The 13432-nt window shown below is 40.7% G+C and carries 9 protein-coding genes; all 9 read left to right on the forward strand.

Annotation, left to right across the window (positions count from 1 at the left end):
* Positions 1-47 precede the first annotated feature (47 nt).
* The 9 genes from QR40_RS32450 to atpB all read left to right on the forward strand — a co-directional run bounded on the left by QR40_RS32450 (position 48) and on the right by atpB (position 13244).
* Positions 48-170, forward strand: coding sequence for a hypothetical protein (locus QR40_RS32450; protein ID WP_255348102.1), 123 nt, complete (start codon positions 48-50; stop codon positions 168-170).
* 686 nt (positions 171-856) lie between these two features.
* The gene (locus QR40_RS06480; protein WP_044294034.1) at positions 857-2350 is read left to right on the forward strand and encodes a sugar ABC transporter ATP-binding protein; all 1494 of its coding nucleotides are present in this window, start codon (positions 857-859) and stop codon (positions 2348-2350) included.
* An 18-nt stretch (positions 2351-2368) separates the two neighbouring features.
* Entirely contained in the window at positions 2369-3358 is a 990-nt protein-coding gene (locus QR40_RS06485) for an ABC transporter permease (protein WP_044293945.1), read from the forward strand.
* Between the two features lie 92 nt (positions 3359-3450).
* On the forward strand, positions 3451-4656 hold the full coding sequence (locus QR40_RS06490) for an ABC transporter substrate-binding protein (protein WP_027295070.1): 1206 nt from the start codon (positions 3451-3453) through the stop codon (positions 4654-4656).
* A 201-nt stretch (positions 4657-4857) separates the two neighbouring features.
* Positions 4858-10947, forward strand: a complete 6090-nt coding sequence (locus QR40_RS29570; protein WP_052430725.1) for an Ig-like domain-containing protein — start codon at positions 4858-4860, stop codon at positions 10945-10947.
* 155 nt (positions 10948-11102) lie between these two features.
* Positions 11103-11543 (forward strand): RbsD/FucU family protein, encoded by a 441-nt coding sequence (locus tag QR40_RS06505; protein ID WP_044293947.1) that lies wholly within the window; start codon positions 11103-11105, stop codon positions 11541-11543.
* Between the two features lie 334 nt (positions 11544-11877).
* Positions 11878-12108: an AtpZ/AtpI family protein gene (locus tag QR40_RS06510; protein ID WP_044293949.1), complete on the forward strand. Its 231-nt coding sequence runs from the start codon at positions 11878-11880 to the stop codon at positions 12106-12108.
* Positions 12101-12490, forward strand: coding sequence for an ATP synthase subunit I (locus QR40_RS06515; protein WP_027295067.1), 390 nt, complete (start codon positions 12101-12103; stop codon positions 12488-12490). Before QR40_RS06510 ends, QR40_RS06515 begins: the two co-directional genes overlap by 8 nt.
* Before the next feature lie 79 nt (positions 12491-12569).
* The gene (gene atpB, locus QR40_RS06520; protein WP_044290142.1) at positions 12570-13244 is read left to right on the forward strand and encodes a F0F1 ATP synthase subunit A; all 675 of its coding nucleotides are present in this window, start codon (positions 12570-12572) and stop codon (positions 13242-13244) included.
* Positions 13245-13432: the final 188 nt, after the last annotated feature.

Below are 13432 nucleotides of genomic sequence, written 5' to 3' on the forward strand. Positions count from 1 at the left end.
TTAAAATTGGGGTTAGCTGAGTAAGGGACGCTTTGTAGATGTAGGTAGTGCACGGAAAGATGGGTGTGGGAAACTGGCATGGGCTCCGTCAGCTGGCCGCAGAACTGGTATTTTCTAACCTTTCCGAAGCGCTTTTTGGCGGCACGCGGGCATTCACCGAGAAATCCTGATGCATTTCTCGGTTCAGTACCCGCTTAGTATCCGATGGGAGCCAGTCGAATACTATCCGCCAAAAAACACTCCGGAAAGGTAAGAAAAATACTCAGCTCTGCTCTACGCTTCCTATGCCCATACCAGTTTCCCACACCCATCTTTCCGAGATAGCATTCGTTGATACAAAGCTGGTTTTCTCAGCATGGTGGAACCCCAGGGGGGTGGCATGCTGTACACTATTGGCATCGAACGTATAAAATGCATAAGGCAGCTTTAGCTTATCATTGTGGACTGGTTGTTCATTCTGCTAAATCTTAAGTATCTTATATACATAAAATCTTAGAATCTAAAAATATAAAAATCTTAAAATATAAAAATCTTAAAATCTTAAAATCTTAAAATCTAAAAATCTTAAAAATCTAAAAGACTAAAAAATCTAAATATCTTATATTTCCAAACATCTGATACAATTGCAAACAGCGTCAGCTTGTCACAACCCAGAGTTTCTGCCTGTTGAGAGAATCGGCTTTAGGCAATTAAGTCATTTTGTACACTAAAAGGTAAAAAATTTATTATACAGTAAGATTTTTACCTTTTCTAAGAAGATATTCTATTGTTATATTCACAATTTAGACATATAATGTTCATTAGTTAGAAGAAAGTTATTTAATAACTGCAAAAAAAAGAAATGGAAGGTGAGAACGTGGGTGATGTAATACTGACAATGAAAGGCATTGATAAGTCTTTCCCCGGAGTCCATGCCTTAAAAGAGGTTAATCTGGAATTAAAAAAAGGTGAAGTTCATGCACTTATGGGTGAGAACGGAGCCGGTAAATCAACTTTGATGAAAGTATTAACCGGAATTTATGCTAAGGACAAAGGTACCATTACATTTGAGGGTAAAGAAGTAGAGTTCAAAAGCCCAAAAGAAGCTCAGACAGCAGGTATCGTTATTGTGCATCAGGAATTGAACATGATGAATCATTTGACTGTTGCTCAAAATATATTTATCGGACGCGAAAGCATGAACGGTAAAATGATCAATGACAGAAAGATGAATGTCGAAGCACAAAAATTATTTGATTTATTGAATATTGATATTGATCCTAAGGATACGATGGGACATCTTACAGTAGGAAGGCAGCAGATGTGTGAAATTGCAAAGGCTATTTCAACGGATGCAAAGGTGATTGTATTTGATGAACCGACAGCTGCACTTACGGATGCTGAAATCACTGACTTGTTTAAGATCATCGATGACCTTCGCAAGAAGAATATCGGAATTATCTACATATCTCACAGAATGGATGAAATTAAGCGGATTACTGACAGAGTAACAGTTATGCGTGACGGTGAGTATGTAGGAACAATCGTAACAAAAGATTCCACGAAGGATGATATCATCAATATGATGGTTGGACGTGTTGTTTATGAAGACCCCAAAGAACACAGCAATGTACCTCCAAATGCGCCGGTTGTATTAAGTGTTAAAAACTTGAATGCCGGAAAGATGGTCAGAAATGTAAGCTTTGATCTTCACAAAGGAGAAATCCTTGGTTTCTCAGGACTTATGGGAGCCGGAAGAACAGAGACAGCAAGAGCATTGTTCGGAGCCGATAAAAAAGACAGCGGTGAAGTATATATCAATGGCAAAAAGGTTGAGATCAAGAGTCCTCAGGACGCAGTAAATGCGGGTATCGGATACCTGTCAGAAGACAGAAAGCGTTTCGGTGTAAATGTTGAAAAAACAGTAGCTGAAAATACGACGATGGCTTCCCTGGAGAACTTTACAAACGGTCTTTTCATCGATAAGAAAAAAGAAAAAGAAGTTACCAGGAAGTATGTAGAAGCTTTAAAGACAAAAACACCTTCGATTGAACAGAAAGTAAAAAACTTATCTGGTGGTAACCAGCAGAAGGTTGTTATAGCAAAATGGCTTACCAGAGACTGTGACATCCTGATTTTCGACGAACCTACCCGTGGTATTGACGTCGGTGCAAAGAGCGAGATTTATGCTCTGATGAATGAACTTGTAAAAGATGGAAAATCCATTATCATGATTTCATCAGAACTTACGGAAGTACTTCGTATGAGTGACAGAGTCATTATTATGTGCGAAGGCCGCAAGACTGGAGAGCTTTCCATTGAAGAAGCTTCTCAGGAAAAGATCATGCATGCTGCAACATTAAGAGAATAATCAGGAGGGTAAGAGAAAATGGCAGAGCAGAAAAAAGGAAAGTTAGGAAGTATTGGAACGCAGAAATTGGTAGCGGTATTAGCACTGGTTGTATTATTTATCTTCTTTTGTATAGCCGGAAACAATTTTGCTCAATATAGTACATTTATCAGTATTTTAGATTCATCTTATTACATTGGATTTTTAGCAATTGGTGTAACTTTTGTAATTATTACAGGCGGAATTGACTTATCAATCGGTACAGTCTGTGTCTGCTGTGCATTGATCGGCGGTACTTTATTTAATAAAGCAGGTCTTCCGATGGCACTTTGTATGGTAGTAATCTTAGTTTTAGGTATCTTATTCGGTATGGCAAACGGCTTAATGGTTTCTGTAATGGGACTGCCAGCTTTTATCGCTACACTGGGTATGATGATGATCACAAGAGGTTTAGGTTCTATCGTAACAGCAACAGCAAGTGTTACTTTCCCACAGGGTGAGTCAGCAGGAAGCTGGTTTAGAAATATCTTCAAGTTCCAGGGAGAAGGACTTCCGCTAGCCGGAATTCCAACAGGATTTATCTTATTGATTGTATTAGCAATTATTATGTCCATCTTCTTAAATAAAACCCGTCCTGGACGTTACATCCTTGCATTAGGAAGTAATAAAGAAGCAACCAGACTGTCTGGTGTAAACGTAGTAAAATGGGAAACATTAGCATATGTAATCAGTGGATTCTTTGCAGCATTAGCAGGTATCTCCTATGCAGCAGTTTACTTAACCATCATGCCTGGTACAGGTAATGGTTACGAATTGGATGCAATCGCCGGCGTAGTTATCGGTGGTACATCTCTTTCCGGTGGTGTTGGTTCCGTATCCGGTACTTTAATTGGTGTATTCATCATGTCCGTACTGAAAACAGGTCTTCCATTTATTGGATTACAGCCTCACTATCAGTTATTTATTACTGGTTTCGTATTAATCATCGCAGTATTTGCCGATGTTTATAACAGAAGAAAACAGGGTTAATCAGTAGCATCTATTAATGTTATTCAGTCTTCCTGCAATATGCAGGAAGATCAAAATAAAAACTTCAAATTCTATTAAGGGAGGATTTAACAATGAAGAAAAAAGTGATTAGTGTAGTATTAGGCGTATCTATGGTAGCAGCTTTAGCCGTAGGGTGTGGAAGTTCCGAAACAAAAACAACAGAAGCAGCAACAAAAGCAGCTTCAGAAAAAGAAACTACAGCAGCAACAACTGAGGCAGCAAGCGAAGCAGCATCTGAGGCAGCTACAACAGAAGCAGCAGGAAGCGAAGCAACTTCAGAAGCTTCTACTACAGCAGCAGCTACAGGGGATTACAGTGATGTTACAGTTGAAATCGTTGCAAAAGGTTTCCAGCATGACTTCTGGAAAGCTGTTAAGTTAGGTACCGAAAAAGCTGCAGAAGAACTTGGATTAAAAGGAACAAACTTCGTTGGACCGCAGAATGAAAGTGCAATTCCAGAACAGGTTGAGCAGTTAAAGAATGCAATCAATAAAAAACCAAGTGCTATTTGTCTGGCAGCTCTTGATACAGAAGCAGTATTAGGTTCTTTAAATGATGCACAGGCATCAGGAATCCCGGTTGTTGGATTTGACTCAGGTGTACCAGATGCTCCGGAAGGTGCAATTGTTGCTAATGCAGCTACAGATAACTATGCAGCAGGCGAGCTTGCAGCAGAAAAATTATATGACCTGATCAAAGACAAAGTAACAGATCCAGCTGAAACAGTAAGAATCGGCTGTGTATCCCAGGATGCTACATCTCAGTCTATCGGTGAACGTACTGGCGGTTTCATTGATAAAATGGTTTCTTTAATCGGAGCTGACAAAACTTCTGTTGAAGGACATGACAAATACAATGCAAAAGTTGACGGAGCAAAAGTTATCATCGAAGTAGGTATTCCTGCAACAACAGATGATGCAGCATGTGTTACAGTAGCAAATACACTGTTAAACAAAGCTGACTTAGTAGCAATTTATGGTTCTAACGAATTCTCAGCTAAGAATATCGTTACAGCTAATGAAAGTTTACAGAAACTTGGCGCTGACAAAATCATCGCTGTAGGATTTGACTCCGGTAAAATCCAGTTACAGGCAATCAAAGATGGTATCTTCGCAGGATCTATCACACAGAACCCAGTACAGATCGGTTACCAGGCAGTTACTTTAGCAGCAAAAGCAGCTAAAGGTGAAGAAGTAGCTGATGTTGATACAGGATGCTTATATTACACAGCTGAAACTATGGAAGATCCAGACATCGCTCCTTGTCTGTACGAATAATCCGTAGATTGTACTGAACTACTTTTAACTCATAGTTTTAATTTAATATGCTTCAAAACGGAATAGAGAGTGGATTGTAAATTCCCTCTCTATTTTTGTATTTAAATTGCTTGGTAATTAATGGATAAAAGGATAAAATATTCTGATTTTTCAGAATTTTTTATAAAGTAACCAAAAATATACAAGAAAAGGAGAAGAGGTATGAAGAAAACTTGGAAAAGATTTGTGTCGTCAGCAATGACCGCAGCGATGATCGTACCGGGAGTTTTAGCACCGGTAAGCTCGATGAGCGTTAAGGCGGAAGCCCAGGGAGCAAACAGGGAGGGAGTCTACAGCATTGATTTGAGTGATAATGGAACTGCAGCGCCGGCTCCATGGGGGGTAACACCGAGCCAGAATCAATACGATTACCAGAAACAGGAATTAGCTGCGTTTTGTCACTTCGGCATGAATACTTATACCAACACGGAATGGGGTAATGGGAAAGAATCACCAAGCAGTTTTGCACTTGAAAATGATTTTGATGCAGATAACATGGTAAAATCATTGCAGGATGCAGGATTTAAGAAGTTAATCATTACGGCAAAGCATCATGATGGATTTTGTATATGGAGAAGCGAGTATACAGATCATGATCTGGAAAGTACTGATTATAAGGGGGACGTGCTGAAGGAAATTTCCGCAGCATGTACAAAGTATGATATGGATATGGGATTATACTTATCACCGTGGGATGTAAATAATCCGTCATATGGATATCGTGATGAACAGGGGAATCCAACTGATAAAGAGCATGACGTTTTAGATTATAATAAGTATTATAATAACCAGCTCCAGGAGATTCTGGGAAATAACGAATATGGAAATAACGGACATTTCGTAGAAGTGTGGATGGATGGAGCAAAGGGCGACGGTTCCATGGCTCAGGATTATGATTTTGACTTATGGTTTGATACAATCCAGAAAAACGAAGGAATTGCTTCTAAAAAATATGAATCTGATTGTATGTTATTTGGTGCTCAATCCCGCACAACAGTACGTTGGATCGGGAATGAAAGCGGTTTTGCCAACGAAGAGACCTGGTCGAAGTCAAGAGTGGATAAAGAGAGAGATACCATTGACAGCAGACAGGTAGGGGGAGCAACCTCGGGATATCATGACGGCAATCAATGGACAGTTCCGGAGGTAGATGCAAAGATTACATCGGGCTGGTTCTGGGGACCGGGTAAGAAGACACCCCTCAGTCTGGAACAGCTATCCAATATGTATTTCGATTCTGTTGGACATGGTGCGGTTCTGTTATTAAATATACCGCCGAACAGGGAAGGCACGATCGATCAGCCTATTCTGGACCGGGTTGCAGAATTCGGAACGAATATCAATGAGACGTTTAAGAAGAATTTAGCTGCGCAGGAAGGCGTGACTATTTCTGCATCATCGGTAAGGGGAGATGATATTGCGTACTCACCGGATAATTTAAAAGATAATAATGATGATACCTATTGGACCATGGATGATGGCTCCACTACAGGTTCCATAACAATAGACCTTGGATCAACCAAAACATTTGATGTGGTATCCATAGAAGAAGCGATTAAGCTGGGACAGCGTGTTTCTTCCTTTACCGTGGAATACCAGAACCAGGGCGGAGAATGGAAAAAGTTTGCAGAAGGGACTACAATCGGTCCGAAAAAACTCTGCCGGAAAACTCCTGTAAAAGCAGATAAGGTACGCATTAATATAACCGGCTCTTATGCAGTTCCTGTAATCAGTGAAGTAGGACTCTATAAAGCATCCCAGGGATTTGAAGTAGGTCAGGCGATCCCGGATGGCCTGGATAACATCGACATCAAAGATACGGATACGGCAGATGGAATTGGATTTGAAATCGGAAACGGATGGACTCAGGAAACCGGTTCCCAGTACACAAATGGTACGAACATGTGGGCAAATCCAAGAGCTGAAGTAACACTTAAGTTTAAAGGGACTAAAGCGTGGCTTTTAGGAACACAGGACCCGAATCACGGAACAGCAGATTTGTATATTGACGGTGCTTCAGAGCCTGTAACCATTGATACAAGTGCATCCAAGAGAGCAGTTGGACAGGTCTTATATGAAACTCCGGACTTAGAGGATGGACAGCACACCATCAGACTGGTAGTGAAGAACAAAGCAATCGGACTGGAAGCGGCATTATCATTAAATAATGGCGGAAAAGGAATGTTTGAATTAGAACAATCTTCCTATACGGTACCGGAAGATACGGTAAATGAGTTTGTGGTAAAACGTATCGGAGGTTCCAAAGGCAGGGCAACCGTTCTGTTCCAGGATAATCCGGGAACGGCAGTGCAAAGTGAATACATACCTACAGAGGGAATTGAACTGGTATTTGAAGAGGGAGAAACTGAAAAAACAGCCCATGTAACAACAAAACGCCAGACATTAAATACCGGTGATCTGTACTTCAGCGTTGACCTGGTAGAGCCATCCGATGGCACGGTACTTGGATTTAAACCATCTGCCCGTGTAACCATTACAGATGCTGATAAGATCACAAAAGCAATGGTGTCAGAACTGATTGCATCTACCGACTCCCTGGTAAGCGCATATTACAAGGAAGACAGCTGGAACGCAATGCTGGATGCCAAAAAAGAGGCTCAGAAGGTTGTTGATAATGAAAGTCCAACCGGAGTTGCAATCACAAATGCATATAATAATCTGAAAGCAGCGATTGACGGACTGGTGTCCAGAGATCCATATACAGAAGAAGATCCGTTTGTCTTCCCGGCATATAAAGATCAGTCGAAGCTTCTGGAAGCAGAATTTTTTGCCCTGGATCCGATTGAAGGGGATAAATATGTAAGAATTACAGAAAGTGACCAGGCAAGTAACGGAAAAGAAGTAAACTGGTTTGAACCTGGAAATAAGATTATACTTCATTATACAGCTGAAAAAGCAGGTACCTACAATCTGGAAGCTACCTATCGCAGCGGCAGGGCACAGAACAATCCAAATGCATTTGTATGGAGTGGTGACAAGATTGAAAGCGGCAGCCAGGATGTATACGGTGAAGACGGAGCTTCAGAATATCACAAAGTGGTACTTCCGATTAAGATTACAGAAGCAGGTGCCGGAACCCTTATCTTTACAGCGGATGCAAAAGCAGGACCGGTAATTGATAAGTTCGAGATTACACCAAATGAAATTGACTACGTGAAGTTCCAGATAGATGCATCAGCAGGAGAACACGGAAGTATCAGTGATGCAGGTGATAATGAGGTTTATCAGGGAACAGATAAGAAATTTGTGATCACACCAGAGGCTAATTACAAAATTGATGATGTATTAGTAAATGGCGAATCGGTGAAAGACCAGTTAGTAGTGGAGGATGAAGCAGCAAATTCATATTCTTATACTTTTGTAAATGTTCAGGCAAACAGCACCATTGAAGCTTCCTTTGTATTTGACCATTATACAGAAGCACTGCCATTTGCATTCCCTTCCGATGACAGCACAGTTAATTTAGAAGCGGAGCACTTTACCTTATATCCGGTAAATACGGATAAGTATGTAAGAATTTCCGATAAGGCTAATGCAAGCAACGGAAAAGAAATCAACTGGTTTGAAACAGGAAATGTAATTAAACTTCCATTTACCGCAGCTCAGGCAGGTACCTATACACTCACCGCAACTTACAGAAGCGGAAGAAACTCCTCAGCACCAAATGCATTTGTATGGAGCGGTACCAACGTAGTAAGCGGCAGCCAGGATGTATCCGGACCGGATGCAAATGTCTATAAAACAGTAGAACTTCCAATTGTAGTGACGAAAGCAGGTGCAGGTGAACTGGTATTTACAGCAGATGTAAAAGCAGGACCGGTAATCGATAAGTTCGATGTACAGTTTACAGCTCCGGCTGCACCGGTAGAAAGTGTAGAACTGGATAAGACCAGGGCAACACTGACCCAGGTGGGAGAGACCCTGCAGTTAACTGCAACGGTAGCACCTGAAAATGCAACGAATAAAAACGTAACCTGGGAGTCATCCAATCCAGAGGCAGCAACGGTAGATGAAAACGGACTGGTAACAGCAGTTGCAACCGGAACGGCTAATATTACCGTAACCACCGAAGACGGAAATATGACAGCGTCCTGTGAAGTTACAGTAGGGCTTCGGGTAACCGGAATTGCCTTTGACGTAACCGAAAAAACCTTAACGGCTTCAGGAGAAACATTCCAGTTAAATCCTGTATTTACACCGCAGGATGCAATGAACAAAGAATTAACCTGGAGATCTACAAATGAAAGTGCAGCAACAGTAGATCAGAGTGGTCTGGTTACAGCAGCAGCAAATGGGAATACAGAAATTGTAGCCATTACAAAAGATGGCGGCTATGTGGCTGCATGCAGAGTAAATGTAGAAATACCAGTGAGAGCAGAAAGTGTATCGCTGGATCGTACAACTGCAGAAATCACAACAGAAAATGGAAATATCCAGTTGACAGCAACCGTTAATCCAGAGAATGCCACCAACAAAAATGTAAGCTGGGTATCTTCTGATCCGGATATCGCGTCAGTTGATGGAAATGGTCTGGTTACCGCAGTTTCGGATGGGCCGGCAACGATTACCGTTACTACGGAAGATGGCGGATTCACCGCAGTATGTGAAGTTACCGTAGCAATTGTACCAGAGGTTATACCGGTAGAAGGTATCACAATGGATATTACGGAACACACCATGCAGAAAGCAGGCGAAATACTGCAGTTAAAACCGCAGGTTCAGCCGTCTAATGCAAGCAATCAGAAAATAACTTATAATTCCTCCAATCCGGAGGCAGCAACCGTTGATGAAAATGGCTGTGTAACAGCAATTGCAAATGGTGATGCAGTGATAACGGCAACAACAGAGGATGGCGGATTTGAAGCAGCCTGCACCATTAAGGTAGCCATTCCGGTTGGAGTTACAGAGCTTATCTTAGATAAGAAAGAAGCAACCCTGACAAAAGCAGGAGAGACGTTAGAATTACACGAAACAGTAATGCCGGAAAATGCAACAAATAAAAATGTAACCTGGATATCTACGATGCCGGAAGTTGCAGATGTAGATCAGGGTGTGGTAACTGCAGCAGCAGATGGAACGACTACTATTATTGCATTGACGGAAGACGGGCATTTTACAGCAACCTGCCAGATAACAGTTTCCATTGTGAAACCGGTAACCGGAATCTCCTTAAAGGAAACTCATTTAAAATTCAGCAAAGCAGGAGAGACCGCACAGCTGAAAGCAGTCATAGCACCAGAAGATGCCACCAATAAGAATGTTGCCTGGACCTCTTCCGATTCAAAAGTGGCAGAAGTGGACAAGAACGGTGTGGTAACTGCAATTGCAGATGGAAAAGCAATTATCACAGTAAAATCAGAGGATGGAGCATTTATGGCATCCTGTGAGGCAGAGGTTAAGATTGATAAACCTGTAATCTCCGTAACCGGAGTAAGCCTGAATAAAACAAATGCTGTATTATACGGCAAAGGGGCAAGCCTTCAGCTGAAAGCAGAGGTTTATCCTGAAAATGCAGCAAATAAAAAGGTAACCTGGACGTCTAAGGATAAAAAAGTAGCAAAAGTTGATTCCAATGGAAAAGTTACGGCTGTATCTAATGGAAAAACGGAAATTATTGTGAAAACAGCAGATGGAAATATTACAGCAAAATGTACCATTACGGTTAAGGAGGATAATAAACCGGCAGTCGTAAAACCAGGCAGGGTTACGAATGTAAAAGTCAGCAATAATGCAACGCATTCAATGAAAGTGACCTGGAATAAAGTAAAAGGTGCGGATACTTACCGGGTATACGTATACAATCAAAAGTTCAAGAAATGGTCAAAGGCAGGAACTACAAATGAAACAGGCATGACAATTAAAAGACTGCCGGTTGGTATGGAATGCCAGGTCAAAGTTGCAGCAGTAAATAAAACCGGAAAAGGTGCTTATTCAACTGCAGTAACCACAGCTACAAGGCCAAATAAAGTAACATTAAAGTCTGTAAAGAAAAATACGGCAGACAGTGTAAAACTTACATTCAAAAATGTAAGAAGCGATGGCTTTGCAGTTTACATGAAAGCAGGCAAGGGAAAATATAAAAAAGTTGATACAGCAAAAACCACAACAGCCGTTGTAAATAAACTGAAAAAAGGCACAACCTACAGCTTTAAAGTACGTGCGTACGTAAAAGCAGATGGAAAAACCTTCTATGGAAAATATTCCAATGTAATTACTTATAAAATGAAGTAATATCTCTTGAAATTGTTTTCCAACAGTGCAATAATAATAAAGCCATCATGGAATACGGTGTATGGAAGTTTATAAAGGTTATATCTGATGCCTGATTATCAGGCATCAGTTGTATCATAAAATTAAATCAACGCATATGTTAGGAGGACAAACAAATGTTAAAAGGAATACCACAGATTTTATCACCAGAGTTATTAAAAGTATTATGCGAGATGGGTCACAGTGACCGTCTTGTAATCTCAGACGGAAATTTCCCGGCAGAGTCCATGGGAAAAGATGCAATCGTTATCCGGTGTGACGGACATGGCGTACCGGAAATCCTGGACGCAATTTTAAAAGTATTTCCACTGGATACCTATGTGGATAATCCGGTCAACTTAATGGAAGTAATGCCGGGGGATGATGTAGAGACACCGATCTGGGATACATACAAAGAAATCGTTGCAAAGTATGACAGCCGCGGAGATAAAGCCATTGGGAACATTGAGCGTTTTGCGTTTTATGATGAAGCAAAGACGGCTTATGCAATCATTGCAACCAGTGAGAAAGCTCTTTATGCTAACATTATGCTGCAAAAAGGGGTAGTAGTAGAATAGAAGAAACAGGTATTTACCTCACCCGCAAACTGTGACTCACAGCTCCCATATAGAAATTTTCAAACACGCTCTAGAGCTTTGGAAGGTATTCTAAAAAAATACCGGCCAAAGCTCTTATTATATAAGATATTATTACATCCATGTATAAAATTCCAATTTCTGCAAATATTATTTAGGCAATAATGTGTAAAAAATAACATTCCAGTTAAAAGTTTGTCAAATATATATAAAAAATACCGAAAGTTTTGTGTATTATTTAGTGAAATAACTAGACATTATCTGGAAAATGTTTTAAGATAATATTACGGTAAAATATCGTAAAGGAGGCAGGCGTGTGAAATATAAAAAAGATGTTTTTCGTTCACTGGCGATGATAACTCAGATTGGCATCAGCATGTTGGCCCCCATAATTTTGTGCGTATTTGTTGGATACTGGCTGGATCGGAAATTCGGCTGGAATACCACGATCGTTCTTCTTATTCTGGGTATCCTTGCCGGTGGACGCAATTGTTACATGCTATTAAAGGATATGGTGAATACAGGAGGAAAGAAAAAGGATGATTAAGAAGTTAAATCCTGTATCAAAAGAGCTGATTCTTGGCATTCTAATATGTGGGGTTATATTTCAATTTTCACTAATATGGCTATCCGGTTCAAAGGTGCTCTATACTACCGGGTTGTGGATCGGAATTGCAATCTCTGTTTTTCTGGCGGTTCATATGAACTGGTCTATTGAAAATGCAGTGGAAATGGATGAAAAGGGCGCTGTCAGTCACATGAAAAAAATGTTTATGCTGCGGGCGCTGGTAGTGGTAGTAGTATTTTTTGGCACGTATCTGCTTAAACTGGGAGATGTTGTCGCAGTATTTTTGGGGTTATTTGGATTAAAGATAGGAGCTTATCTGCAGCCGGTTCTCCATCGTTTAATTCAAAAAATAAAAAAATAAAGAAAAGGAAGGTGAGAACGTGGGAAATGCGTATCTTTGTCAGGGCCAGCTGCTGGCTGCGGGCGGTGAGGTAGATTTTATGATTCACGGTCTGTTCAAATACAAACTGTTTGGACAGGAATTCTATATCACGACCACCCATGTCAGTATATTGATCGTTATGATCATTCTTCTGGTATTTGCTGTTATAGCAAACCGCAAGATGAAAAATCCCGATGAGATACCGCGGGGATTTCAGAATGCGGTGGAAATGATTGTAGAGATGCTGGACAAAATGGTACATGGAAGCATGGGAAAATACGCAGGCAAATTTGCAAATTACATCGGTTCCATATTTTTGTTTATCTTTGTCAGTAATATCTCCGGACTATTTGGCCTCAGGCCGCCCACTGCGGATTATGGTGTTACGCTGCCGCTTGGTATTATGACATTTGCTATTATTCAGTACAATAATATCAGATACAATAAGTTTGGTGCACTGACTGGCTTATTTAAGCCGCTGCCATTTTTGTTTCCGATCAATCTGATTGGTGAAATTGCGGTACCATTTTCACTGTCGCTGCGTTTGTTCGGCAATATTTTATCCGGTACCGTAATGATGTCACTGATTTATACGCTGCTGGCACCGATTGCAATCGGATGGCCGGGATTTTTACACATCTACTTTGATATCTTTTCCGGCGCAATACAGACCTATGTGTTCTGTATGCTGACGATGGTATTCGTAACTGATAAGCTTCCGGGTGAGGCATAGCTCCTGAACGATTGTGCAGGGTGGCTATTGTTCAGGGTGGATATAACGTAAAATCAATGATGTAAATTCGATGACGTAAAATTAATGAATTAAAATCAATGACGTAAGCAGAGCAGGAATAATGAAAGAGTTTTGAAGTTATCACGCAATAATAAAGAATTATAATATAAAGATCAGGAGGATTTCAG

This window comes from Robinsoniella peoriensis (assembly GCF_000797495.1).
Taxonomy (GTDB): Bacteria; Bacillota; Clostridia; order Lachnospirales; family Lachnospiraceae; genus Robinsoniella; species Robinsoniella peoriensis.

Coding starts and splice junctions, on each gene's coding strand:
- QR40_RS06505 (WP_044293947.1), top strand. CDS start 11,103: ATGTTAAAAGGAATACCACAGATTTTATCACCAGAGTTATTAAAAGTA.
- QR40_RS06485 (WP_044293945.1), top strand. CDS start 2,369: ATGGCAGAGCAGAAAAAAGGAAAGTTAGGAAGTATTGGAACGCAGAAA.
- QR40_RS06515 (WP_027295067.1), top strand. CDS start 12,101: ATGATTAAGAAGTTAAATCCTGTATCAAAAGAGCTGATTCTTGGCATT.
- QR40_RS29570 (WP_052430725.1), top strand. CDS start 4,858: ATGAAGAAAACTTGGAAAAGATTTGTGTCGTCAGCAATGACCGCAGCG.
- QR40_RS06490 (WP_027295070.1), top strand. CDS start 3,451: ATGAAGAAAAAAGTGATTAGTGTAGTATTAGGCGTATCTATGGTAGCA.
- atpB (WP_044290142.1), top strand. CDS start 12,570: ATGATTCACGGTCTGTTCAAATACAAACTGTTTGGACAGGAATTCTAT.